The organism is Vibrio mytili, from assembly GCF_000830505.1.
GTDB lineage: Bacteria > Pseudomonadota > Gammaproteobacteria > Enterobacterales > Vibrionaceae > Vibrio > Vibrio mytili.
In genome coordinates, this window is the sequence record NZ_JXOK01000049.1 from 82245 (window position 1) to 109014 (window position 26770).

Here is a 26770-nt window from a genome sequence, read left to right on the forward strand (position 1 = left end):
GGAACATGGATAACGAAGCTAAGGATTCGCGCTATGTCAGTCAAAAAACTAAAACGATCGCTAATGGCAATAACTATCCTAGTGTCGTCGGTCATTGGGTCTCCGGCATGGTCAAGTGATTTGCAAGATATAAAAGAAAGAGGAGTCTTACGCCATATTGGTGTGCCCTATGCCAATTTTGTCTCATACATAGAGCAAGGTGACATGCAGACTTTGTCTGGTTTGGATGTTGATATCATAAAAGGCTTCGCTGAATCACTAGGGGTAAAGTATGAATACGTTCCTGCCCGGTGGAGTAATTTGATTGGTAAACTGACCGGGCAAAACGCGCAATATAAAGACAAACAGGTAGTCTTGGGTGAGAGTGTTCCCATTGAAGGTGACTTAATTGCAAATGGCGTAACCATTCTTGACTGGCGAACTGATGTAATCGATTTCTCGAACGACTATTTCCCCTCAGGTGTTTGGTTAGTGGCCAGAACAGACTCTACGCTTGAACCTATCAAACCGGCAGGCTCGATCGAAAAAGATATTAGTACGGTTAAGCAGTTGATTAAGGGACGAGATGTACTCGCTCTGGAGCATTCCTGCCTTGACCCGAATCTGTATGATTTGTATGACACTGGAGCCAACGTCATCATACCGGATGGCCATCGTCTATTGAATGAAATGGTTCCTGCGATTATGAAAAACGACGCGGAAAGTACCTTGTTAGATGTAGCAGATACTTTGATCGCGTTAGAAAAATGGCCGGGGGAAATAAAAGTGATTGGTCCTGTGTCTGAGAATCAAAGAATGGCGGTCGCATTTCGAAAGGAATCGCCTGAACTGCGTGAAGCGTTCAATCAATATCTAAGTTCAATAAAGAAAGATGGAACATATGATGAACTGGTTAAGCAGTATTATCCATCTATTTACTATTTCTATAGCGATTACTTCGTTGAAGGCAGCAAAAAATAACAATGAAGAAAACGGCAAGTAAGATAACCAGCAGAAAAACGATCACAATAAGCGCGGTATTGGTTGCCATTTATCTCGCTGTGCTTATTGCTATTACAAGTGTTGGTCAAACAAAGCTGAAAGAGTCACAGTATAGAGAATTGGATCTAAAAGTTAAAAGTTATGCCACTACACTGAACAACTTTTTTACCGTTGCAAGTGAGGATATTGATAATTTATCCAACGATAAAACGGTACAAACTTTTTTTGCCAACTTAGCTTCAGGTATGTCGATCGAGTATGGTCTAGGAGCAAGTCTAATAAATTTGAAACACAGATTTGACGGTGAACTAAACGCCAAACTAATCAACGATCTCAACATCTATGACCAACTCACTCTTGTTGGCAATGATGGCAACACCATCGTTGCTGTCGGTCAGTCAACACCGCATCCCGTCGATATAAAACGATTTACATTCAATGAAGAGTATAGTGAAGAGATTTACGCAAGGCAGGCTAATGACTCTGTACTCATACAAGTGATTAAAAAAGTAGAGTTTTCTGGCAAGCCTGTAGGCTATTTAGTCGCTGATCTTAACCAAGATGTTGTGATCGAACACTTAACGAATCAAGAACATGAAGATAGCTACAGCCGATTGTTATTGAAAATCAATGATGTTGAAATGGTGGTGTGGGACTCAATAAGTAAACATACAACCCAGAGTCATGGGAAAAATTATCAACTTAGTAGCGATCATAAAAACCTTTATTTCGAAGTCGCTGTACCGCAGCATCACTTTAAGTTAATGGCTTGGTTTGAACCTTTAAGCTCAAGAGATATTTTTACTTCACGCTTGTTCATATGGGGTTTAAGTGTTTTTGCAATCTTGATCGTTGTCGCTTTGTGTTGCGCCTTTGTCGCTAACAACAACAGGCTAGAACTAAAGATTAAGTTAGAAGAAGAAAAGAAGCGTAAAGATATTCTTTCGGAACAAAACATCAAGCTAACGAATGAAATCGCTCGTCGTAAAGCCTCTGAAAGCGAGCTTGCGTTCCAAGCTAAATATGACACCTTAACCAACTTGCCTAACCGCAGTTATGGCTCTGAAAGGTTATCGCTTGAGCTACAAAGAGCAGCTTGTTGTCGTTCAAAAGTGTTGGTGATGTTCATTGACTTAGATCACTTCAAGCAAATCAACGATTCTTCAGGGCACCTAGTGGGTGACGAGATTCTGAAATTAAGTGCGAAGCGGTTGCGTCAAGTGGCAAGAAAAACGGATCTGCTAGCTAGGATTGGTGGCGACGAATTTTTACTCGTACTGCCTGATCTACCTGATAATGAAACGGCGAAGCGCGTGGCTTCCAACGTGCTATCCGCATTTGTAGAGCCGTTGGTGTTTAACCATCAAGAATTCTTTTTAACCAGTAGTGTAGGTATGTCTGTGTATCCGGATGACGGGGAAACTGCGGAGCAGTTACTTGCATGTGCAGACATGGCAATGTATCGGGTTAAACAAGAGGGGCGTGATGGTTTCTGCTTTTATGATCAAAACATGAACAATGCTCTGCAGCGTTATCTCGATCTAGAAAGTCGACTGCGCAATGCGATCTCGAATCAACTATTGGAATTGTATTATCAACCCATTATCGAGCTAAAGACTGAAAAAATAGTCGGTGTGGAAGCTCTGATGCGCTGGAAGGACGAGAAGTACGGTTTTGTAAACCCAGAAGAGTTTATCTCTATTGCAGAAAAAAATGGTCTGATTCATCAGATTGGCGAGTTTGCTATTAAGCAATCTTGTATCCAAGCCGCGCAGTGGCAATCCATCACGCCTTTGTTTGTCTCGGTTAACTTCTCGAGTGTTCAGTTCCGTTACTGTGAAAAGTTGCTTCAGAGCATTAAAACGAATTTATCAGACTCAGGGCTTCCTGCTGATAAGTTTGATGTCGAGGTCACCGAAAGTCTCCTTTTCAATCACGATACAGAGCTGTTGGATATGCTAAACGATCTACGAACGCTGGGCACTAAGCTCACCATCGATGATTTCGGTACAGGCTACTCGGCACTCAGTTACTTGCAGAAGTTTCCTTTTGACCGCCTAAAAATAGATCGCAGTTTCATGCAAAACATGTTTGAAAATGATTCCGATCGAGAGTTAGTCAACGTGATTATTGCGATGGCAAAAGCGCTGAACTTAAAAATCATTGCGGAGGGGATAGAAGATCGTTGTCACGTAGACTACCTCAACGACTTAAACTGTGAGTTCGGGCAAGGTTTCTACTTTAGTCGGCCTGTACCAGCGGAGGAGTTTGAACTAATGCTTAAGCAAACTCCTTGGCTATAAACCCTTTAAATACAATGCAATAGAAAAGCATTGATGTCATTTGTTCCTCAAGTTCATCAATGCTTTTCCACTTCAAGGGATAATCGCCCTCCTTGCTTTGAATTACACTACACTTAATCGATAGTAGATGGCCTATGACGCCCGTCATATAAAGGCTTTTCAAAACTTGAAACGAGTAAATACTCGCCCAAATAACCAGGAAGGAATTGCGAATGTCTTCTGCATTTTACCAACAGATACAGCAGCAAATTGAAGAAGTGAAGGCTGAAGGTCTCTATAAGGCCGAACGTATCATAACCTCTCAACAACAGGCCGCAGTGAAAATCTCTAGCGGTGAAGAAGTTCTCAACTTCTGTGCTAACAATTACCTCGGCCTAGCCAACCATCCAGCGCTTATTGAAGCGGGCAAAGAAGGCATGGATGAACATGGTTTTGGTATGGCGTCCGTGCGTTTTATCTGTGGTACTCAAGACATCCACAAAGAACTTGAGCAAAAGCTTTCCAAATTTTTAGGTAAAGAAGACACCATTCTTTACACTTCTTGTTTTGATGCCAATGCAGGGTTATTCGAGACAATTCTTGGCAAAGAAGATGCAATTATTTCAGACGCGCTGAACCATGCATCGATTATCGATGGTGTTCGCCTTTGTAAAGCCATGCGTTTCCGTTACTCAAACAACAACATGGAAGAGCTAGAGCAGCAACTGGTTGCCGCGAAAGAAGCTGGCGCTCGCCACATTCTTATCGTGACTGACGGCGTGTTTTCAATGGACGGCGTAGTTGCAAATCTTCCTGCCATCTGCGACTTGGCTGACAAGTACGGAGCATTGACCATGGTTGATGACTCGCATGCGGTTGGTTTTATGGGTAAGACGGGTGCAGGTACACACGAATACCACGACGTTGTTGACCGTATCGACATTATTACTGGCACGTTAGGCAAAGCCATGGGCGGCGCTTCAGGTGGTTATACCTCTGGTAAAAAAGAAGTCATTGATTGGCTACGTCAGCGTTCTCGTCCGTACCTATTCTCTAACTCGGTTGCGCCAGCCATTGTGAATGCGTCTATCCGTGTCCTCGACTTGTTGGCAGAAAGTGGTGACCTACGTGACCAGTTGTGGGAAAACGCAGCGCACTTCCGCGCACGAATGGAAGCGGCGGGCTTCACTATGGGTGGGGCCGATCACGCGATCATTCCAATCATGCTTGGTGATGCGAAAGTCGCGGCCGAGTTTGCTGAGCGTGCACTTGAAAAAGGCATTTACGTTATCGGTTTTTCATTCCCTGTTGTCCCTAAAGGTCAAGCGCGTATCCGTACGCAAATGTCAGCAGCACATTCCCGCGAGCAACTTGATCGCGCTATTGATGCGTTTATCGAAGTTGGCAAGGACATGGGCATTATTTAAGGCTTATGGCCCTAGGGATTCATCCAAAGGGCCTGTAAGTTAAGGTTACCGTATGAAAATTAAAGCATTATCAAAGCTAAAGCCTGAAGAAGGCATTTGGATGACCGAGGTCGATAAACCTGAGGTTGGACACAATGACATTCTGATCAAAATTAAAAAAACTGCGATCTGTGGTACCGACGTTCATATCTACAACTGGGATGAATGGTCACAAAATACGATTCCAGTGCCAATGGTCGTCGGTCACGAATACGTGGGTGAGGTGGTTGCTATCGGTCAGGAAGTACGCGGCTTTGAAATAGGCGATCGTGTCTCTGGCGAAGGTCACATCACGTGTGGTCATTGCCGTAACTGTCGTGGCGGTCGTACTCACCTCTGTCGTAACACCATTGGTGTCGGTGTTAACCGTGAAGGTGCATTTGCAGAGTATTTGGTCATTCCTGCGTTCAACGCGTTTAAGATTCCCGATGAAATTTCTGACGATTTAGCCTCTATCTTTGACCCGTTTGGCAACGCTGTACACACGGCACTGTCTTTCGATCTCGTCGGTGAAGACGTTCTGATCACTGGCGCAGGCCCGATTGGTATCATGGCAGCAGCCGTTGCGAAACACGTAGGTGCTCGTCACGTAGTGATCACGGATGTGAACGAATATCGCCTAGAACTTGCGCGTAAGATGGGAGTGACTCGCGCTGTCAACGTTGCTGAGCAAAAACTTGAAGACGTTATGGCAGAGCTCAACATGACGGAAGGCTTCGATGTTGGTCTTGAAATGTCTGGTAATCCATCAGCGTTTAACTCAATGCTAACGACGATGAACCATGGCGGCCGTATCGCGCTACTGGGTATCCCACCATCAGACATGGGTATCGATTGGAACCAAGTGATCTTCAAAGGCCTGGTTATCAAAGGTATCTATGGCCGTGAGATGTTCGAGACGTGGTACAAGATGGCTTCATTGATTCAATCAGGTCTAGATTTGACGCCAATTATCACTCACCACTTCAAAGTGGATGACTTCCAAAAAGGCTTTGACGCTATGCGTAGCGGGGCCTCCGGTAAAGTTATCCTTGATTGGGAATAACCGTTCAAATAATAATAAGCGCTCCGAAAGGAGCGCTTTTTCTTTGCGATCAATATGTGTGCAAACACAGTAAAATGGCAGGGAGAGAACAACGGTGCTCAGCACTCCCGCAAACTGGCATATTTCTAACATTTACCCCTTCATGACTTTTGCATAATAATTCTCTTGGATGTTCTGTCTGGCACGGGAACTGTTTGGACGGGGCTGCGAAGTTTCCTGTAATGGGATAAAAATAGGCAAAACATTACCAACGAGTTTCGGCAAAATATTCTGATAAATAATCAATCAGTGTACGAACAGTGGGTGACATGTACTTTCTGGAAGAATAGAGAGCATAAATGGTAAGCTCTTCTGGTTTCCAACTTGGCAAAACCTGCTGAAGCTGACCACTTTTGATGTATTGATTTGCGAGATAAGTTGGCTGAATAGCTATACCTGCGCCACACAATGCAGCGTGCAGTAAGGTTGTCGCTTCATTTGCAGTCAGATTGCACTTAACTTCTATTGATTGTTGCGAACCCTCTTTTGTCAAATGCCAGATATGTTGCTGGAAATTTTTATATCCAAGACAAGTATGACGCATTAAATCGAGTGGCCTTGAAATGGTACTGCTAGTGGCCAAATACCCCGGTGAAGCCACTATAACTGACTCACATACTGAGATAGGTTTACCTATTAGGGACGGATCAGGTGCTGAGGCAATTCGGATAGCAAGATCTATCTGCCTTTCAGTCAAGTCGGCGACTGAGTCTTGCAAGTCGATATCGATATTTACATCGGGGTGCTCCGACATAAAGGCTTGAATAGCTGGCACCAATTGAGCATAACCAAATGACATGCTGGTTGCCAACCGAACTGTTCCCGACAATTTACCACTGATGTCTGCCAGCCCGCTTAGGCTTTCTGCTTGCCCAAGCCATTGTTTAACTTCTTCCAGACATGTTTCGCCCGCTGTTGTCAAAGAAACTTTTCGTGTAGTTCTATGTAACAAGCGGGTATTCAGCCAAGATTCCATAGTCTCAATGTATCTCGTTACCATGGGACGAGACATATTCAGTCTGTCTGCTGTAGAGGTAAAACTGCCAGTCGTTGCGACATCAACAAATACAGTTGCAGCTGTTAGCCTATCCATATATTTGATCGTTTTAAGAAATAATAATGTTCAGTTTGGTGTGTTTAAATGAACATGTCAATTCCTTATTATCCTTTCCGTCCCCAAACACATTGAATGAGAACGGTATGAAAAAATTAACTTTAATGGCTGCATCTATCTTACTGGCTGCAAACGTAACTGCAGCAGAAAACACACCACTCACTTTTGATATTTATAACGCTGACGAGAACAGCTTCCACATGACCTCAACATTAGTCATCGGTGAGAGTGAGGTTATGGTGGTCGATACAGGCTTCACCAAAGCAGATGCTCTACGTATTGCCGCAAAAGTTCTTGATAGTGGCAAAGAACTCAAGACTATTTTTATTAGTCAGGCTGACCCTGATTATTACTTTGGTGCAGAAGAACTACATGCACTATTCCCGAATGCACAAGTGCTGAGTACGCCAGCAGTTGTAGAGACAATTAAGAGTAAGCTAAAAGGTAAATTAGCTTATTGGACGCCAATAATGGGCACGAATGCGCCCGTTGAACCCTACGTTCCACAAGCTATTGAAAACAACACTTTGACAGTCGACGGACACAAAATCGAAATTCGTGGCACTCAAGGCGAGCAAGCTCATCGTCCTTATTTGTGGATCCCATCTAGCAAAGCTATTCTGGGTAATGTTGCTGTATACGGCAATCTGCACCTATGGATGGCGGACGCACAGTCTGACGAGAGTCAGAAAGCATGGGCTGTACAGTTAAAAGAAATGCAAAGTCTGCACCCAGAGTTGGTCATTCCAGGGCACATGAAAGCGGGAACTAAGCTTGATGCCAGCACGATCAGTTATTCGCTAAACTATCTGGCAGACTTTAAGAAAGTGAAAAAGAATAGTAAGAATAGCATTGAAGTGATAGACAAAATGACCGAACGCTATCCTGATGCAGGGCTGCCGATGGCTCTACAGATTGGTGCGAAAGTACATATGGGAGAAATGAAATGGTAAAAGTACACTACTTTTTCGATCCGATGTGCGGTTGGTGCTATGGTGCGACTTCTCTGTTAGCCGCAATGGCAGCTAACTCTGAAGTTCACTTGGAGTTTCACCCTGGCGGCATGATTGACAACAAGGCTATCGATCCCTCTTTTCGTAAGCATATCCTCGAGCATGACGAACGCATTGCTAAATTGACGGGAGCGACATTTGGAGATGGTTATGTTCAGCGAGTGCAAAGTAACGAAGAAGTGGTTTTGGACTCCTTTATCACAGCACGAGCCATTCTTACGGCAGAACAATTGGGCCTCTCGCCGTTAGAAATGTTGAAAGCCATTCAGCATGCTCATTATGTTAAGGGTAAGCAGGTCAATCATCCTGAAGTGCTCAAGGAACTAGCAGTTAACTTAGGACTAGAAGGTACACAGTGGCATAAAGCGATGAATGCAAATGTAGGTATTGAGCAGGAAGAAATAAATAAAAGCCAACTGCTGATGCAGAAGCTACAGGTTTATGGGTATCCAACGTTGATCCTTGAAGTTAACAATAAGTTGATAAAACTTCCTCACACTGAGTTTTACGGCAAGCCTGATGAGTGGCGACAGCTTGTTGATAGCTATATCCGAAGCAGCTCAATGAATCCCTAGGCAAAAAATTTTGCTGTGCCATAGAACGCAAAAGAGTTGCCATCTGGCAACTCTTTACTAACTGTATATTCAATTTGATTAAATTTTTTTAGTGTTTGATTCGCACTTTTTTTAGCTTAAACCAGATCTTCTTTCTACTGTTATTTCTCAAAGTAATTCCTCCAAAACAACACCTGTTTCACCATTAGCAATCCTTTGAAGAAAGCTATTCATTTTTATTCTTTTATTGATTATAGTTTTTTTATTTCGAACAGAATCATTTCTATTAATTCTATTCTGATTTTTAAATGTTTGATTAGGCATATCATGCTCCTTATAAAATTTAAATTAAGGTGCGCTGAACATAAGTATTATTTTAGGATAGCGAATTAAGGGAGATTACAGAGAGAAACTTGCTAGGGATGACGCTGGAAAACTTTCTTATATTTTATCTTGAAACAACTCTTTGTTAGAGCAACTACCTTACCACAAAATGACAAGGTAGTTTAAATTCAACTTTAAGGCTAAATGGTCGTTACATTTTCAGCTTGAAGACCTTTTGGTCCTTTGCCTACAATAAAAGAAACCTTATCACCTTCAACAAGTTTCTTAAAACCATCGCCTAAAATGCTTCGGAAATGAACAAATAGATCATCACCATTTTCTTGAGAAATAAAACCGAAACCTTTAGTTTCGTTAAACCACTTTACTGTACCAATTACTTGATTAGACATATTATGCCCCTTATGAAATTAAAATTAAGGTGCACTGAACATAGGTATCATTTTAGGATAGCGAATTAAGGGAGATTACAGAGAGAAACTTGCTAGGAATGACGCTGGAAGACTTTCTTTATACTTTATCTTGAAACAACTCTTTGTCAGAGCAAGAGCCACTATACAGACTTATTTAATTAAAGATAGCTTTATTTTCAATTTAGTTCATCCATACAAGTTTAAAGTTTTTGTAACAATTTAGCTTAGAATCCGTAGATGGAAGAGTATGTCCAATTCCTTCTATCTAAAGTTCTTCAGTTTATCTATGGAGAGCTATCTATGGAGTATGGAGAGGGACGCACCATCTCATTAAGTGCGTTTCAACCATTACTCAAATTCATAACCATCTCTAAGTAGGGAGTGAAGTCGGGAGTGGCTTATCTAAAGTCGAATTCATTATTCTTTAAGGGGTGCAGGAATGAATAGGTTCCGTTCCATGAAGCGCATACTTGATGTGATAGGCATCTATATATTGATAGTTCAGAAAAGTATAACTATGACAACCTTCTCATTTTCTGTCGTTCTAATTGACATTAATGCTGGATTGTTTAATTTACCATCATAAAACATGGTAACGATTTCATAGTGTGTATGGCAACGATAAAAGAAGTGGCAAACTCTGCAGGATTATCGGTAACAACCGTTTCCCGCTACCTGAATAATCATCCTTATATTTCGGATGAAAAGAGGCTGAAAATTGAAAAGGCAATGGCGGATCTGGACTATCAACCAAGCGCTGTTGCACAGCAAATGCGTGGGGTAAAGGCTTTTCATATTGGTGTTCTAGTTTCCCGTATTACTAACCAATATTACGCAGGATTAATTGATGCTCTTGAAGTAACCGCGCGCAAGTTTGGCTATTCCATTTTAATTATTCAAAATCACAATAGTGAAGGGGAAGAAAAACGCGCTCTTGAGTTGTTGAAGAAAAAAATTATTGATGGTTTGGTTTTATGCACTGTAGAAAGCGATATAGATACTCTAGAAAATTATGTTAAGCATGGCCCAATAGTCTTGTGCAACACTCATTTATATAATACCAATATTCCATCTATCCATATAGATGATGAGCAAGCAACAGAAGAGGCGATAAACTATTTAACCGGAAAAGGGCATAAAAGAATTGCTTACTGTACCGGAGGTGATTTCACATCACAAAGCCATGGTGCTCGTCGGAATAAAGGCTTCAAAACCGCGATGCGAAAAGCAAATCAGAATATTGATTATGACCTAATATTTCGCCATGTTCATACACTTGAAGATGGAGAGAAGATCGGATCACAACTAGCTAGTATGAAAAATGAGCAGCGTCCTTCTGCCGTTTTTACAGGCAGTGATGAAGTGGCCTGTGGGGTTATCAACATACTAACAAAGTCAGGCATTAACGTACCCGATGATATTGCTGTAATGGGGTTTGATAATCAGAAGATTTCATCCCTAATTTCTGTGCCAGTTACCACGGTACATCAGCCTGTAGATGTGCTAGGGAAGTTTACGATGGAATATCTATTAGCGGCAATTGAAGGAAAAAGTTACGTTTATGATACAGGTATGCTTAAAACCAATATGGTTATAAGAAACTCAGCCTAAATGAATTGAGTCCTTTTGCTTAGATGTATGATATCGATATCATGAGCTTTTTTCTTGCTTGTGTGGTATCGATATCATATTTAACATGAAAATATGATATCGATACCATATAGTAATAAGGAATGATAAATGTGTAAAAACGAGACGGAAACATCTGTTTGGTGGAAAGAGGATGTTATTTATCAAATCTATCCTAAGAGTTTTCGAGACAGCAATAATGATGGAATTGGCGATATAACAGGTATCATAGAGAAGCTTGATTACCTTAAAGATCTTGGCATCACTATGCTTTGGGTATCACCTTTTTATCGTTCACCAATGGCGGATAATGGGTACGATATTTCAGACTATTACGATATAAACCCTGATTTTGGAACGATGAGTGACTTTGATGTACTGATCGAGAAGGCAAAATCTAAAGGAATAAAAATCATGGTTGATCTGGTTATCAACCACACCAGTGATGAGCACGAGTGGTTTCAAAAAGCGATCAGTAACCCTTCATCAAAATACCGAGATTACTACATCATTAAACCAAGTAATAATGGGTTACCACCAAATAATTGGCGATCAATTTTTGGTGGAAGTGCTTGGACGAAAATTGAGGGTGAAGATAACTATTACCTGCATGTTTTTGATAAGAAACAACCTGACCTAAATTGGGAGAATCCTGCCCTGCGTCAGGAAATTTATCGTATGGTGAACTGGTGGCTTGATAAAGGTATTGCAGGTTTTCGTATTGATGCCATTACTTTTATCAAGAAAGATCAGGACTTTGCTTCAATACCTGTTGATGGGGCTGATGGTTTGGGCAGCATAAAATATAAGTCAAGAAATCGTCCAGGCATCGAGGAGTTTCTATTAGAGCTTAGAGAGAATACCTTTGATTGTCATCCTTGCGTTACTGTTGGTGAGGCTCCCGGTGTATCAAAAGATGATTACGGCAAGTTCATCGGCCAAGATGGCTTTTTCAATATGATATTCGACTTCCATGCTGCTGATCTTGATGTAGAAAGTGGAACGGAGTGGTTTAAAAGAACTCAGTGGCAAACCAAAGATCTGAGAGAGCATTTGTTTTCTACTCAACATGCGTTTCAAACTCACGGTTGGGGAACAACATTTATCGAAAATCACGACCAACCTCGTGCACTGTCTAAGCTAATAAAAAATGCTAACTATCGTGATCAAACCGGTGCAAAATGTTTGGCTGTTTTATACTTTTTCTTACAAGGCACACCATTTATATATCAGGGACAAGAGATTGGAATGACTAATTTCAAGCGCGAGTCCATCGACGAGTTCGATGATATTTCAAGTATCGATAACTATCATCGCTCAGTACTTGAGGGATATAGTGAAGCAGAAGCGTTAGAGTTTGTTAATCTTCGTTCCCGCGATAACAGCAGAACACCGATTCCTTGGGAAAATACAATTAATGGTGGGTTCAACAAAGGCTACCCAACTTGGCTTGGACTTTCGCATTCAGAATACACCATCAATGTAGAAGATCAAATAAAAGACCCAGAGTCGGTACTTAACTTCTATAAATCGATGATAAAAATTCGTAATCATCAATATCCTGACGCATTGATTTATGGAGAGTTCGTGTCTTTGGATACAACAGAAAATATTATTGCTTATAAGCGATTAGGAAGTAAAGAGACATTCTTTATCATTACTAACTTAAGTGACGAAATAGTGCCATTTACCATCCCAGATGGAGATATACTGCTTAATAACTATAAAGAAGTATATTCAAAACTACAACCTTACCAGACTTTACTCATTAAGGGATTATAAAATGAAAGATTATCAAAGTACTGCTGAAGAAATCATAAGAGAAATAGGGAAGGATAATATTATTTCAGCTGCACATTGTGCGACCCGACTAAGAATTCAAGTTAAAGATCGAAATATTATTTGTGATGAAAACGTGCAAAAAATTGATCAGGTTAAAGGAGTGTTTTATAACTCCGGACAATATCAGGTTATTTTAGGTACAGGCATCGTAAATAAAGTATACGAAGCGTTTATGGATGTCACACAAACTAAAGAAGTAGATCATAAAACGGTTGCTAACAATGATGCAGGTAAATTAAAAACAGCACTAAGAAACCTTTCTGACGTTTTTGTACCTATTGTTCCAATATTGGGAGCGACAGGTCTCTTCTTAGGACTTAAAGGCGTGTTATTCAACGCTACCGTCTTAGGAATGATGGGAATGAGTCTACAAAATGTCCCTGAAAGTTTTACCACAATAATGACTATTCTCTGCGATACAGCATTTGCCTTTCTCGCGGCATTTATTTGTTGGTCAGCTTTTAGAAAATTTGGAGGTACACCTATTATCGGCTTTCTCATTGGTCTAATGCTAGTTTCGCCAGCTTTACCCAATGCATATGCCGTAGCATACGGTAGCGCAGAGCCTATTTATGTATTCGGATTTATTCCTTTAGTGGGGTATCAAGGGTCTATATTGACAGCCTCATAACAGGATATATTGGTGCTAAGCTTGAGCTTTACTTCCGCAACATTATGCCACATTCAATGGATCTGATTTTCACCCCTTTTGTCGTTATCATTCTGTCGGTGGCCTCTGCTTTATTAGTGATGGGACCATTAGTTAAAGGGTTTGAAAGTGTTGCAATTGAAGCTATTCAAGGCTTTTTACAATTACCTTTTGGTATCGGTGGTCTTGTGATCGGTTTCCTTTATCCAATTGCAGTGCTGACGGGGATGCACCATATGTTCATCATGATTGAAACTTCTTTAATTGCAGGCACAGGCTTCAATCCGCTAATAACGGTTTGCGCTATGTATGGATTTGCCAATGCTGCGGTTTGTTTAGCTATTTCTCTTAGAACAAAAGATACGGCTTTTAAAACAGCAGGGATCTCTGCAACAGTTACACAGTTGTTAGGGGTATCCGAGCCTGCTTTATTTGGTGTGGTTTTGCGATCCGGTATGACTCCACTGTGCATTATGTTGTGTGGCTCTGCTCTGGGTGGAATGGTCTTATCACTACTTTCGGTTAAGGCTAACTCATATGGTCTTGCGGTACTACTTTCTCCACTCATGTACATTTATGATAGCTATCAAGTACTCGCTTATATTACTGTGGGAATATTGGTGTTTGCGTTCTCATTCTCTGTAACTTATATGGCTGATAAGTTATTTGTCTTCAATAAGAAAAGTAATGGAAAAGTAAATACGGTAATTTGATTGTCAGTTAAAGAAATCTAGTAATCATATTTCATAATTAAAAATTAAGACTTAACAATTAAGGGTTTTATCGAGTATCACCCTTGGCCTCTCTACACCTAAAAAACGTTAATTAATGTTAAAATATAAAATGGAAGAACAATGATGAATATTTTAAATATAACTACAGCTAGTCTTTTAGCTTTATCCTCTATGAATTCATTTGCGGATGTAAAAGTTATAGATAACGAAAAAGGTAACTTTTCAATTGGTGGTAATGTCGAAATTAATGTGAATTTCCAGGACCGAGAATCTAACGAAAATAACGACACTGAATTTAACCAAGATGGTCGTGTTCTCATAGAGTTTTCTGGAGAGAAATATACGAACAAGAATTATTATGTTGGTGTTAAAGCACAACCCCTGTTTGAGAGTACCGGTAATATCGCCTTAGATGATGCTTATTTTGAGTTTGGTAAAAAAGATATTTGGTCCATTAAAGCTGGCCGCTTTGAGACTTACGATATGTTTCCTGTAGGATTGGATGTCTTCTTAGACTATTCAGGGGATACTGCCAATGACTTGTACACAGATGGCTCGGCATATTTATACCAAATGAAAGAAGCACGTGGCCGCGGTTCAGATGGTCAAATAATGTATAACCATAAACTCGGTAACATCTATGTTGAAATCGGTGCAATGCTGGGGGATCGTTCAAACTTATTTGACGGAGGTGTTGGTGGGTACTACCACGGCCAACAGATAGACTCAGCAAAAGATACTATACTACTTCGACCTGTATTAGCTTATCAAATGGGTGATTTTCGTCTGGCAGCTTCATTCGAAAAAAATTTAGTTTCCAATTCAATTATGGCTAATGGCATTGATATCTCAGACCGTACAGGTTATGGCTTGACTGGTAATTGGACTAGCGGCGATTGGGTCGTAAATACAAACATTGCATACTTAGATGCCGTCGATGAAAACAACTTATCATTAGGTGCTAACGTACTTTGGAATGACCTAGGCTTAGGTTATGTATACACAACTAACCAATATGAAAACAAAGATTTCTCAGCTTGGGCTACTGGTGACGTGAACGTGTCCACTGTGTATGCATCCTATGCAATTCGCAACGTGCTAGAAGTAACGGATTTCTCCATTTTAACGGGTACTTACTACTCTATGGTGGATAACAAGTTGTCACAACAAGCAAGTACATCTTCATTTACTGAAAGTGACGATTTCGGTGTGCGTGTTCGGCTGTTCTACGTATTTTAGTGTGCTCGTGTTTTAAAATTATAAAGTGAGTAACGATAAATTTAATACTATCAGACAGGTGGTATTATAAAAAACGGTCTGGCGTACCATTGCCGGACCGTGCGCAAAACTCAATGAGCCTTATCCTTGCCATGCAACTTTAGAACTAAGTTAAGAGATTTTTCTATATCTGAGATAATCCATAATATGTTAATTTAGCAAAGTCACTGACACATTACTGTTCCTAGATCTGCCAGCGTGATCAAAGCTAGTGCGTTTTCGTACCCATGGTTCGTTAGAGCTGGGACTCATTAACAAACAATATCAGTGAAATTTTAATATACTTTCTTAAGGTTATTTCTATAACACTTCAGTCAACGTGACTAGAGGTACGCGAGGTGATACAGCATTCAACGCAACTTTATGAATCATCGCGTCAGTAGTTGTACAACAATCTTCAATAATTGAAACTTTATATTTTTCTGCTTTCTTTGATATAGCAGTATGCGTGACACAATTTTGTGTCATCATCCCACATATCAGTAACTCATCAATATCAAACTTTTCCAATGATTCCCCTAAATGAGTTTGATAAAAGCTGTCTGCATGCTGTTTTTGTACGACTTCAGCATTAGGGCATATCGCCACTATTTCTGGGTGAATATTCGCTCCTTCACTACCTTTTTCAAAGAAAGGTGCCATTCCTTTTGGGGCCGAAGATAAATGTTGGATAAGAAAGACCGGAACATCCTGCCGGTTAGCTTTAGCAATTAATTCTTTAATGTTTATCAGGGTTTTATCTGTATTCCATAATGGAAATTTACCTTTAGGGAAGTAATCACTTTGTATATCAATGATAAGTAATGCAGTTTTGTTCATTTTTGATTTCCTGTTGCTTTAACTTTTGGTTAAGGAAAATTATGAGCAACTTGCTGTACTCTTTTTAGAGGTTAAAATGACATAAAAAGGGCAAAAACCGACAAATGTAGAGAGTCGTATGACCAAAATATCCATTGGAATTTGTGAGTATCCTTCAGTATTGAAGTCAGCAGTTTATGGCCTTGAAGAGATGTTTTTGCTTGCAAGTAGAGTTTGTCGGGAACAGGGGGTTGAGGTCCTATTTGAGCCAGTCATTATTCCACATGATGACCTGATAGAAGATAGTTATACGGTTGTTTTGCTACCGCCAGCTTCAATAGATGATTATTACTTAGCCCCTGAAACCAAACTTATTGACTGGCTCAAAAAGCAGTACGCCAAAGGTACCGTTCTATCATCTGCTTGTGCGGGGGTATTTATTCTGGCCGCAACTAACTTGCTTGGTACGAGAGAAGTGACAACCCATTGGGCGCTAGCAGACACATTTGCCAGAATGTTTACGGAGATTCCTCTTAACAGCAACAAGATATTGATTGATCACGGTGACATAGTGACGGCGGGCGGTATGATGTCGTGGTTAGATCTCGGGTTTGAACTTATCTCTAAATATTCATCTCCTAGGGTTGTAAGCCAACTTGGTAAAACACTTGTTATAGACACCGCGCAGAGAGAACAGAGCTATTATCAACAATTCAAACCATCGTTCGCTCATGGTGATTTGGTGATTGTTTCGGTTCAACAAATCATGCATCAAAGTTATACGGCACCGTTATCGATACATCAGTTAGCGAAGCAAGTAAATCTTACTGAGCGTACTATGCAAAGACGGTTTCTAAAGGCCACGGGATACAACCCAAATCAATATTTGCAGCGTCTCAGAGTGCAGAATGCGTGTGACTACCTGGAAAGTACAAACCGCTCATTTGAATGGATAGCTAATCAAGTCGGTTACGAAGATATCAGTGCATGTCGAAAGGTTTTTATCAATATTGTTGGATTAACTCCACGAGAGTTTCGAAAGAGGTTTTCCTGATTCTTGGTGAATAGAATCTGCTCCTTGCTGATCTTGCGCAACAAAATGGTGAGTAATCTGCGCTAGAAACTGTAACCCTCCCCAAAAACTATCCAACATATATGTCAGGCAATGTCCCAAAGCGCCTTGATTTTTTGTTCATAAACTTGCGCTTCTTCCAGCTCATCCTATGCCATCTTTTACAAGTTCCAGCTTGGGTACTTCGTCTTCGCTACTCACAACAGATTCAATATAGCAGCCTAACTTAGAGTTGAGAAAATCATCAAACGCGCAGTAATACCCCATTGTAATCCAAGTGCTTGGGAGAAGAATTTATTGGGTTCGATTAGAACCATAAAGTGTTTCAGACCTTATGGCTTTAATCGTTTTACCTGTAGATGAAGGCCAATAACTACGAGAGACAAAGCCACTTAAAGCACTAAAAAAGCAGTTTCCCCTACAACAATTTTTGTTGTTGAAGCCCACGAATTTGTTGTGGATACACGAGCCTTCTTAAGCAATTTTCCACATGCGATATGAGGCATTATCTGTGTATTGATTGCCTCAATCTTATACCAGAATTGAGAGGTGTGGTGGTTGGCAAAAAGCTTTTTTTGAAGTATCAGGCTGTGCTTTTAACCTCATGTTGGCTTCTGCACCTTTCAAGCTTTTCAAAAATTCTTTCATTTTAGTTGTTGGCTTTTTGATTATATATGCACAGGAGTAATAGTTCTGATGTAAATAAGTCATTTTACTCATACATTTATTTCCATGATATTAGTGCGGTTATTTAAGCCCGAAAGTTTTCATATTAAACAGGCTAATGCGCACAAAATCTTGGGTGGTTGGCGCGTTTGATATGAGAATTAATCTATTAGAGGAACAATCTATGACTAAGCTAACCGATGACATCGTATTCCAGTCAGGAGGCAAGCTTCATAACCGAGTCGTCATGGCTCCAATGACCATTCAATCTGCGTTTTTCGATGGTGGTGTAACGGATGAGATGATCAATTACTACGCTGCTCGCTCAGGTGATGCTGGTGCGGTAATCGTCGAAAGTGCGTTTGTTGAAAAATATGGCCGAGCATTCCCTGGTGCACTTGGTATCGATACTGATAGCAAAATAACAGGCTTAGGTAAGCTCGCTGAAGCAATTAAAGCCAAAGGCTCAAAGGCTATTTTGCAGATATACCACGCGGGGCGTATGGCAAACCCAGAGTTCAACGGAGGATATCAACCTATCTCGCCAGTCCAGTTGCAGCTTTGCGTGATAATGCGGAAACGCCATTGCAAATGACCCAAGAGCAAATCGAAGAGATGATTGAACGCTTTGGTGATGCCGTGAATCGAGCGATTCTTGCTGGTTTTGATGGTGTCGAAATTCATGGCGCAAACACTTATCTAATCCAGCAGTTTTTCTCTCCGCATTCAAACCGCAGAACCGACAAGTGGGGTGGAGATATTGAGAAACGCACGACGTTTCCGTTAGCCGTACTCGCAAAGACAAAAGACGTTGTTCATGCTCACGGTAACCCCGATTTTATTATCGGTTACCGATTCTCTCCAGAAGAGATTGAACAGCCAGGTATCCGCTTTGATGACACTATGTACCTGTTAGATAAGCTTGCGACATGTGGCTTGGATTATTTGCATTTCTCTATGGGGAGTTGGTCACGTAACTCAATTGTGACCCCAGAAGACCTAGAGACGCTAATCGACAAGTACCGTCATCTGCAATCTGAGACTTTAGCGAAAGTGCCAGTGATTGGTGTTGGTGGAATTGCTCAGCGCAGTGACGCTGACAAAGCCATTGAACAAGGCTATGACATGGTAGCGGTGGGTAAAGGCTTCTTGGTTGAGCCAACTTGGGCAGATAAAGCGCTTAACAACGAGTCGTGTGCCGAGTTTGCAGACATCGCGCAACAAGAAGAGCTGAAAATCCCAACACCACTATGGGAAATCATGGACTATATGATTGTCGATAGTGCAGCCGAGGCTATGAAGCACCAGCGAATTAAAGAGTTGCAGAGCGTACCTATCAAGTTTAATGCAGGTGAATACACTGCGTATGGCCGTGGTCATAATGATGACTTACCTGTGAAAGTCACCTTCTCTGAAGACAAGATCCTCAATATCTTTGTCGATTCATCAAAAGAATCTGATGGTATTGCAAACCCTGCATTTGAGCGCATCCCTCAACAAATTCTAGATGGTCAAACTCTAAATATTGATGTTATTTCAGGTGCAACAGTTAGTAGCCAAGCTGTGCTTGATGGTGTTGCAAACGCAGTTGATCTCGCTGGTGGTAACTCTGAAGCTTTACGCTGTAAGGCAAGAGAAGCGGTAGAGTGGTCAACAAAGACTATTGAAGAGACGGTTGATATTGTAGTTGTTGGTGGCGGCGGTGCGGGTTTAAGTGCAACATTAACCGCATTGGATAAAGGAAAGTCGGTCATTTTACTTGAGAAGTTTCCTGCTATTGGTGGTAACACAGTACGTACCGGTGGCTGGGTAAATGCTGCTGAACCAAAGTGGCAAGGTGATTTCGCTGCATTACCAGGTGAAAAAGAGACCTTAATGCAGCTGGCAAATACACCTGAGTCTGAATTTGTTGAAGAATATTTAGCAGACTTTAGAACGTTGAAGTCTCAGTTAGATGACTATTTTACAGCTCTAGAGAAAGGTAAACCGTATCTATTCGACTCAGTTGAATTGCACCGTATTCAAACCTATCTGGGCGGTAAACGTACCGATCTAAATGGTGAAGCGATTTATGGTCAATATGATCTTGTAGAGACGTTAACGTCTCGTTCAATGGAATCGATCGATTGGCTAACTGAGAAGGGCATTGATTTTGACCGCAGTGTCGTTGAAATCCCAGTTGGAGCATTATGGCGTCGAGCACATAAACCAAAACGTCCGAAAGGTGTTGAGTTTGTTGACAAGCTATCAAAACGTATTCAGGAGCAGAACGGTCGAATTATCACTGATACTCGTGCGACTGATCTTATCATTGAAGATGGCAAGGTCGTTGGTATAAAAGCGGTACAGGCGGATGGTACAAAGCTTACCCTGCATGTGAATAATGGTGTAGTAATGGCTTCTGGCGGCTTCGGTGCAAATACGCAGATGATCAAGAAGTACAACACATATTGGAAAGACATTGCTGACGACATCAAAACGACTAACTCACCAGCACTAGTAGGTGACGGTATTGAGATTGGCGAAAAAGCGGGGGCAGAGCTAGTCGGTATGGGCTTTGTTCAGTTGATGCCAATTGGTGATCCAAAATCGGGCGCTTTGCTGACGGGCTTGATCGTGCCACCTGAAAACTTTGTGTTTGTTAACCAACAAGGTCAACGTTTCGTTGATGAGTGTGGTAGCCGAGATGTGTTATCTGAAGCCTTCTTCGATAACGGTGGTCTCGTTTATATGATTGCAGATGAAAATATTCGTCAAACTGCAGCAAATACTTCAGATGAAACTATCGAGCGAGAAATCAAAGAGGGAATCATTATTAAAGCGGACACCATTGAAGAGCTAGCAGAAAAAATTGGTGTGCCTGCAGAAGCATTGTCGAACACCATCTCGCGATACAATCATTACGTAGAGCAAGGGAGTGACCCTGAGTTTAATAAGAGTGCATTTGGCCTAAAAGTGGCTAAGGCTCCATTTTATGCGACACCACGTCAACCGTCAGTCCACCACACTATGGGCGGCTTGAAGATTGATATGCAGGCGCGTGTAATTGGTAAAGATGGAAATATTATCAAAGGCTTATACGCAGCAGGTGAAGTCGCAGGTGGTATTCATGCTGGTAACCGTTTAGGTGGCAACGCACTGATTGATATCTTCACCTATGGTCGTATTGCTGGTGAAAATGCAGCCAATCTTGTGTAACAGCATATCGGTACATTAGGCCAGACAGAGGGAAGCTTTGCTTCCCTCTTTATTTAACACTCAATGACGATATGACCATGAAAAGCTATAGCGCAAGATTCGAAATGATGGGGACCTTTATTGATTTGGTGGTTCACCATCAAAACGGTGAGCAGCTCATTAAAGACGCGTATATTCAATTAAAGGATTACGCGACTCGATTTACGGTAAATCAAGCAGATTCTGAGTTGATGCGTGTCAATCTTAACGCAGGTATCGCGCCTATCGTTGTTGCCCCCGATCTGTTTGAGCTTATTAAACTAGGTAAACATTATAGCGAAGATGTCAGTACCCCCTTCAATATTGCAATTGGCCCTTTGGTGAAAACGTGGCGTATTGGGTTCCAAGAAGCGACGGTACCGTCGCAAGATGTCATTAACGAAAAGCTGGCCTTAGTCGACCCAACTCAGATCATTTTGAATGAGCAACAGTACTCGGTGTTTCTCAGCCAAAAAGGAATGGAAATAGACTTAGGCTCGATTGCAAAAGGTTATTTTGCTGACCAAGTCATGCAAAGGCTGACAGAAGCTGGTGTGGATAACGGTTATATAAGCTTGGGAGGCAATGTGCTAACGATAGGACATTCACCAAACAACCCTAATAAAGCGTGGAACGTGGGTATTCAGAATCCATTGTCCCAACGGGGGGATGTGATACGTATCGTACCGTTGCAAGGCATGTCGATGGTAACGTCTGGCATCAATGAACGTTTCTTTGAATCCAATGGTCAGCGTTATCACCACTTGCTGGATGGGAAAACGGGAATGCCGATTTCAACGGATATCGCGAGTCTAACGATTGTTTCCAAGAAATCCGTTGATGGAGAGATCTGGAGTACTGCCGGTTTTCTTCCTTCGGCTTCACAATCGATCAGCTATCTAAACACTATTGAAGGTATCGAGGCTGCAGTTGTCTCGACACGAGGGGATGTAATGACGACGGATGGATTAATAGACATACCGATCAACTCCACTCTGCTGTTTGCTGGACAGTAATCAACGCTTACCTCACCGGAAAACGAAAGCGAAGGTTTTGGCTTTACGGTGCGGGTGTTTGTTATTTACTTCTACTTAGCCACAGTTTTAATGGGGAAAGTCGATTGTTCCGTCTGGTTGATTTGGAAAGCGGGCTTGGCCACGGGCGTTTCCGCTGGCTGGTGTCACCATTGTGCTGGCTCTACTCTTAGATTGGTTACTGGTAAGCCGAATCTCCAAGCTGAAAGTTGCATTCAGTTAAGTGAGCGACTCAGTAAGGAATGGATATAGGTCAGACATCGTCTGGCCTTTGTTCGTTCATAATAAAGCGAGATAGTGCTCTTCGATGTGACTTCCTGTGAACATTACGATAAGTAGGAAAACTATCAATTACATCCCGAGAAGCGTAAGGACAAAATTCTTTTGCAATCATAGATTTCACTCTATTACAACGGTGTTGTTCGAGATTAATATTGTGATTCTTAAAAACGTTACTTGATGGAATAAGGAATCATTATGAACAAGTCACTCATCGCGTTGGGCTTATCTTTGCTGTGCGCAGGTTCTGCGAATGCGGCTCATTGGAGTTATGAAGGCAATCACGGTCCTGAGCATTGGGGAGAGTTCGCGCCAGAGTGTTCTAAGGGAAAAAACCAGAGCCCGATTGATATTCAGTCAACGACAAAAGCGGAGTTAGCAAAACTTCAGTTGAATTATCAAGGAAAAGCAGTCTCACTCACAAATAACGGTCATACGTTACAAACCAGTATCGAAGGTGAAAATAGCCTTACGGTAGATGGTAAGCAGTTTGATCTTAAGCAATTCCATTTCCATACACCGTCAGAAAACCATGTAGACGGAAAGTCTTACCCACTGGAAGCGCATTATGTACATGCGGATGAACAGGGAAATCTAGCGGTTGTTGCGGTCTTTTTTAAACGAGGAGAAGCCAACCCGGCTCTTGCCAAGTTGTTAGAAAACGTTCCGGTTAAAGACAGTAACGTGACGATTAAAGCGCCATTTGACGCCAGCGCGTTAATTCCAAGCGACCAGGACTATTATCGATTTAATGGATCGTTAACCACTCCTCCGTGCTCGGAAGGTGTGCGCTGGTTAGTGCTTAAAGACGCGCAATCGATCTCCGCAGACCAAATTCAACAATTTGAAAAAGCGATGGGTGCAAACAACCGTCCAATCCAAGCATTGAACGCTCGTATGATCTTAACCCAGCAATAGTGTTGTTTCAGAAGCAATATGGCTAAAGACCAGATAGCAAAAGCCCACTCACTAAAACAAAAGTGAGTGGGCTTTTTATACGTTACCTAGTCCTTGCTATAACTACGTCAATAAACATTAAAAACCATGGTCGTCTTGATCGGCAGCGTTGGTCATTTGGATAGGGTCCAATTTCAAAGTCTGAGTTGGGAACGCAATGTCCGCATTATGTGTTTTGATGATATCGATCACTTGCAACAGCACATCTTGTTTGACTTCATGATAGCGAACCCAGTTCACCGTTTTGGTGAAGGTATAAATAAAGAAATTTAAAGATGAAGGCCCAAAGGCATCAAAGTTGACGATAAGGGTTTGGCGTGCGTCGATATCTTTATGATTCTTTAGCATTTCCCTCACCGCCGTGATGATTTCAGGCATCTTTTCTGCGTCGCTGTAGCGAAGCCCTATTTTTTCGTAAATCCGTCTATTCAGCATGCGAGATGGGTTTTCGACGACAATGCTACTGAACACTGAATTGGGGACATACAATGGTCGTCTATCAAACGTGCGGATAATTGTCATACGCCAACCAATGCGCTCCACAGTGCCTTCTATCTCTCGATCCGGTGAACGTACCCAGTCACCGACTTTAAATGGTCGGTCAAAGTAAATCATCATTCCGCCGAAGAAGTTAGACAGTAAGTCTTTGGCGGCAAAACCAACAATTAAACCACCGACTCCGCCAAAAGTGAGTAAGCCTGATAACGAAAGACCAAAGGCTTGCATCACCGTTAATACGCCGAGTGTGACAAACAATAATCGTGTCACTTTGGCAACAGCTTGTACTGTGGTTTCGTCTCGCTTCTTGTTCTCTAGAACATACTCTTCCACATTGGTGATCAGACCCATGACAATCCAGATTAACACGCTGATGACAAGAATCAGTTTGAGTGTGCTTAACCAGTTGAAATGACTTTTCATTTCACTTTCTAACACTATGCCAAGTGAGACAGTTGCGGGCCAACACCAGATGAGAGTACTGATAGGAGTCTTTAATGCGTCGAGCAACATGTCATCCCAATGGAATGGGGTTCTCTCGACGATTACTTGTAAACGAGAATGGAGCAGCCGCCAAACTATCCAAGCTAAAAAGCTAGCGATGGTGATGAAAAGAACACTGCCACTCCAGTTTTGGCTATGAACGTGGATGAAGCTTTCTAATTCGGTAAACCATTGTGTCATAAGTAAGTTTCATTTGTGACGAATCATGGAAGGAAAGGTAACAGATATTATCGGTTCACCCCAGTTATTTTACTTTATTGTCGCGGTGTTATTTCTGGACGTGAGTCGCAGTGCAGGCATGAAATTTTACTTATACCCAAATGACTTCAAGATGCAGGATTCAGAGCATTGTCAGTGACATGCTCCCGAAGGGCGAGTTGACTTGGCTCACTGCCTTTGTTGACGATTTTGGATTTAGAACCACTAGATCTTCAAATCGTTGCCGCGTCTGTGAACCAAGTCATTCTCGCTGAACCTAGCATCTTGAGGTTATTTGGGTATACAACAAGTAATTATAATTTCTCTGACTTATCGCTAACATTCTCGTAAAGTAAGTGTGAGAGGGTAACGCGACTGATTTTATGGGAGGAAAATATGGAATTTAGTGAGCAGGATAGAAACGCGCTCTATGACATTTGGATGTCACAAAAAGCCAAGATGCATATCACTCAAATGGAAATGGCGAAACGCCTAGGTTTGAGCTTACATGAATTTTCTGGTTTTTTACGCGGCAACTCTCCGCTGACGCTAGGTTTTATTAAACAGCTATGCGAGCAACTCCATGTTCGTCCTAGCCAAGTGATTCCTTCGTTGACAGAGCGAGATTTATCTGTCGCTGGCAGTGTATATTTGCAGAACAGAGTGACCGTGGATGGTGACATCAGCAACGTGTTTGTTGAAGGTAACCAAGTGGTTATTGAGTACGTACATCAGGTTGCTTAATCACTTACGCTAAACATAAACCTTACCCAATGCTCTATGTCTTTTCGTTACATGATTTGCGTTACACTTTTTAGTATTGGACTTAAACGGTGAAAAAAAACGAGCCGAAAGATGGCTCGTTTTTTATTTTTTGTCCGTGTCAACTTGAGTGTTCGAGTTAATTGAACGCGTTTTTATGATGGTATTTTTACTAGAGACTCTGACGAAAGATCAGAAATACGCTTTGCGCCGGTTAATGTCATCGCGACTCGCATTTCTTTGTCGTATAGATCGAGTAAGTTCTCAACGCCTGCACCGCCTTGAGCCGCCAACGCATAAACAAATGAACGGCCCAGCAGAGTACAGTCAGCACCCAGTGCAAGCATACGAACAACGTCCAATCCGGTGCGAATGCCAGAATCCGCAAAGATCTTTAGGTCGCCTTTTACTGCATCTGCGATACTTGGTAAGGCCTTTGCGGTAGAGAGGACACCGTCTAACTGACGCCCACCGTGGTTGGAAACCACAATGCCGTCGGCCCCAAATCGTACTGCGTCTTTTGCATCTTCTTCATCCAGAATGCCTTTAATGACCATCGGACCGTCCCAAAAGTCACGAATCCACTCTAAATCTTTCCAAGAGATGGAAGGGTCAAAGTTCGCACCTAACCAGCCGATGTAGTCTTCCAACTTGGTCGGTTCACCGCGATACGTTGAAATGTTCCCTAAGTCATGCGGTTTACCCAATACTCCGACATCCAATGCCCAGCTTGGATGAAGCATGGATTGCAATACGCGGCGCATTGCGGCATTCGGCCCACTCATACCAGAATGCATATCACGGTAACGTGCGCCTGGTACGGGCATATCAACAGTGAACACTAGTGTTGTCACGCCGGCGGCTTTGGCACGTTCCAACACGTTTTTCATGAAACCGCGGTCTTTCAATACGTACAGTTGAAACCACATTGGGCGTTCGATAGCTGGCGCGACTTCTTCAATCGGGCACACCGAAACGGTAGACATGGTGAACGGGATGCCTTTTTTCTCAGCGGCCATTGCGGCTTGCACTTCGCCGCGGCGGGCATACATACCTGTTAAGCCAACAGGCGCAAGAGCAATCGGCATCGCCAGTTTCTCACCAAAAATTTCGGTTTCTAGACTCAAGTCTGCCATATCACGCAGAACACGTTGACGCAGTGCGACGTCACCTAAATCGTCCGTGTTGCGCTTAAGTGTGCGTTCGTCATACGAGCCCCCATCAATATAGTGAAACAGAAAGGGTGGCAGTTTCGCTTTAGCGGCCGCGCGATAATCGGTAGAAGCGGAAATAATCATAGTAAAGTCCTAGCGTATGTTCTGAATAAACCAATTGATAAACCGTTTATTCATTTGTTCGTTTATTCACTTGTTCATTGACACAACCATCTCAAGTGAACGATGTA

The 26770-nt window shown here is 41.9% G+C and carries 20 protein-coding genes and 2 pseudogenes; 15 read left to right on the forward strand and 7 right to left on the reverse strand.

All coding sequences use genetic code 11. The features are described 5' to 3' along the window. Positions 1–33 precede the first annotated feature (33 nt). The 4 genes from SU60_RS12690 to tdh all read left to right on the forward strand — a co-directional run bounded on the left by SU60_RS12690 (position 34) and on the right by tdh (position 5774). A complete protein-coding gene (locus SU60_RS12690) occupies positions 34–960 on the forward strand; it encodes a transporter substrate-binding domain-containing protein (protein WP_041155826.1) in 927 nt (308 codons plus the stop codon). A 2-nt stretch (positions 961–962) separates the two neighbouring features. Then, positions 963–3284, forward strand: a complete 2322-nt coding sequence (locus SU60_RS12695) for a putative bifunctional diguanylate cyclase/phosphodiesterase (RefSeq protein ID WP_041155827.1) — start codon at positions 963–965, stop codon at positions 3282–3284. A gap of 212 nt (positions 3285–3496) precedes the next feature. Beyond that, positions 3497–4690, forward strand: a complete 1194-nt coding sequence (locus SU60_RS12700; protein WP_041155828.1) for a glycine C-acetyltransferase — start codon at positions 3497–3499, stop codon at positions 4688–4690. Between the two features lie 52 nt (positions 4691–4742). Then, positions 4743–5774: an L-threonine 3-dehydrogenase gene (tdh, locus tag SU60_RS12705; protein ID WP_041155829.1), complete on the forward strand. Its 1032-nt coding sequence runs from the start codon at positions 4743–4745 to the stop codon at positions 5772–5774. 244 nt (positions 5775–6018) lie between these two features. Here tdh and SU60_RS12710 read toward each other — a convergent pair whose 3' ends face one another. After that, the gene (locus SU60_RS12710) at positions 6019–6906 is read right to left on the reverse strand and encodes a LysR family transcriptional regulator (protein WP_041155830.1); all 888 of its coding nucleotides are present in this window, start codon (positions 6904–6906) and stop codon (positions 6019–6021) included. A gap of 107 nt (positions 6907–7013) precedes the next feature. On the opposite strand from SU60_RS12710, the gene SU60_RS12715 reads away from it, so the two are divergent. Then, entirely contained in the window at positions 7014–7880 is an 867-nt protein-coding gene (locus tag SU60_RS12715; RefSeq protein ID WP_041155831.1) for an MBL fold metallo-hydrolase, read from the forward strand. Beyond that, the gene (locus SU60_RS12720; RefSeq protein WP_041155832.1) at positions 7874–8515 is read left to right on the forward strand and encodes a DsbA family protein; all 642 of its coding nucleotides are present in this window, start codon (positions 7874–7876) and stop codon (positions 8513–8515) included. Before SU60_RS12715 ends, SU60_RS12720 begins: the two co-directional genes overlap by 7 nt. A gap of 147 nt (positions 8516–8662) precedes the next feature. Here SU60_RS12720 and SU60_RS21995 read toward each other — a convergent pair whose 3' ends face one another. Together SU60_RS21995 and SU60_RS12725 are read right to left on the reverse strand one after the other, a co-directional pair. Continuing rightward, the gene (locus SU60_RS21995; protein ID WP_164833045.1) at positions 8663–8818 is read right to left on the reverse strand and encodes a hypothetical protein; all 156 of its coding nucleotides are present in this window, start codon (positions 8816–8818) and stop codon (positions 8663–8665) included. 200 nt (positions 8819–9018) lie between these two features. Further along, positions 9019–9228: a cold-shock protein gene (locus tag SU60_RS12725; protein WP_041155833.1), complete on the reverse strand. Its 210-nt coding sequence runs from the start codon at positions 9226–9228 to the stop codon at positions 9019–9021. Positions 9229–9861: 633 nt separating this feature from the next. Here SU60_RS12725 and SU60_RS12730 point away from each other — a divergent pair. The 4 genes and pseudogenes from SU60_RS12730 to SU60_RS12745 all read left to right on the forward strand — a co-directional run bounded on the left by SU60_RS12730 (position 9862) and on the right by SU60_RS12745 (position 15342). Next, positions 9862–10860, forward strand: coding sequence for a LacI family DNA-binding transcriptional regulator (locus SU60_RS12730; protein ID WP_041155834.1), 999 nt, complete (start codon positions 9862–9864; stop codon positions 10858–10860). Between the two features lie 129 nt (positions 10861–10989). Beyond that, positions 10990–12660: an alpha-glucosidase gene (locus SU60_RS12735; protein WP_041155835.1), complete on the forward strand. Its 1671-nt coding sequence runs from the start codon at positions 10990–10992 to the stop codon at positions 12658–12660. A 1-nt stretch (position 12661) separates the two neighbouring features. Then, positions 12662–14082, forward strand: a pseudogene (locus SU60_RS22390) (PTS transporter subunit EIIC). A gap of 141 nt (positions 14083–14223) precedes the next feature. After that, positions 14224–15342, forward strand: a complete 1119-nt coding sequence (locus SU60_RS12745; RefSeq protein WP_041155836.1) for a carbohydrate porin — start codon at positions 14224–14226, stop codon at positions 15340–15342. Positions 15343–15681: 339 nt separating this feature from the next. On the opposite strand, the gene SU60_RS12750 is transcribed toward SU60_RS12745, so the two are convergent. Then, entirely contained in the window at positions 15682–16200 is a 519-nt protein-coding gene (locus SU60_RS12750) for a cysteine hydrolase family protein (protein ID WP_041155837.1), read from the reverse strand. A gap of 118 nt (positions 16201–16318) precedes the next feature. Here SU60_RS12750 and SU60_RS12755 point away from each other — a divergent pair, with 118 nt between their 5' ends. Next, entirely contained in the window at positions 16319–17233 is a 915-nt protein-coding gene (locus tag SU60_RS12755) for a GlxA family transcriptional regulator (RefSeq protein WP_041155838.1), read from the forward strand. Positions 17234–17782: 549 nt separating this feature from the next. Here the strand turns inward: SU60_RS12755 and SU60_RS12760 are convergent. Further along, a complete protein-coding gene (locus tag SU60_RS12760; RefSeq protein WP_041155839.1) occupies positions 17783–17971 on the reverse strand; it encodes a hypothetical protein in 189 nt (62 codons plus the stop codon). Between the two features lie 130 nt (positions 17972–18101). Here SU60_RS12760 and SU60_RS22400 point away from each other — a divergent pair. The 3 genes and pseudogenes from SU60_RS22400 (at position 18102) to SU60_RS12775 (ending at position 23364) form a co-directional block, all read left to right on the forward strand. Continuing rightward, positions 18102–21115: pseudogene (locus SU60_RS22400) on the forward strand (flavocytochrome c). Positions 21116–21186: 71 nt separating this feature from the next. Beyond that, a complete protein-coding gene (locus tag SU60_RS12770) occupies positions 21187–22149 on the forward strand; it encodes an FAD:protein FMN transferase (RefSeq protein ID WP_052481533.1) in 963 nt (320 codons plus the stop codon). 495 nt (positions 22150–22644) lie between these two features. After that, the gene (locus SU60_RS12775) at positions 22645–23364 is read left to right on the forward strand and encodes a carbonic anhydrase (RefSeq protein WP_041155840.1); all 720 of its coding nucleotides are present in this window, start codon (positions 22645–22647) and stop codon (positions 23362–23364) included. A 117-nt stretch (positions 23365–23481) separates the two neighbouring features. On the opposite strand, the gene SU60_RS12780 is transcribed toward SU60_RS12775, so the two are convergent. Continuing rightward, on the reverse strand, positions 23482–24585 hold the full coding sequence (locus SU60_RS12780) for a mechanosensitive ion channel family protein (protein ID WP_041155841.1): 1104 nt from the start codon (positions 24583–24585) through the stop codon (positions 23482–23484). Between the two features lie 414 nt (positions 24586–24999). On the opposite strand from SU60_RS12780, the gene SU60_RS12785 reads away from it, so the two are divergent. After that, the gene (locus SU60_RS12785; RefSeq protein ID WP_041155842.1) at positions 25000–25347 is read left to right on the forward strand and encodes a helix-turn-helix domain-containing protein; all 348 of its coding nucleotides are present in this window, start codon (positions 25000–25002) and stop codon (positions 25345–25347) included. A 173-nt stretch (positions 25348–25520) separates the two neighbouring features. Here SU60_RS12785 and lldD read toward each other — a convergent pair whose 3' ends face one another. Next, entirely contained in the window at positions 25521–26663 is a 1143-nt protein-coding gene (gene lldD / locus SU60_RS12790) for an FMN-dependent L-lactate dehydrogenase LldD (RefSeq protein WP_041155843.1), read from the reverse strand. Positions 26664–26770 lie beyond the last annotated feature (107 nt).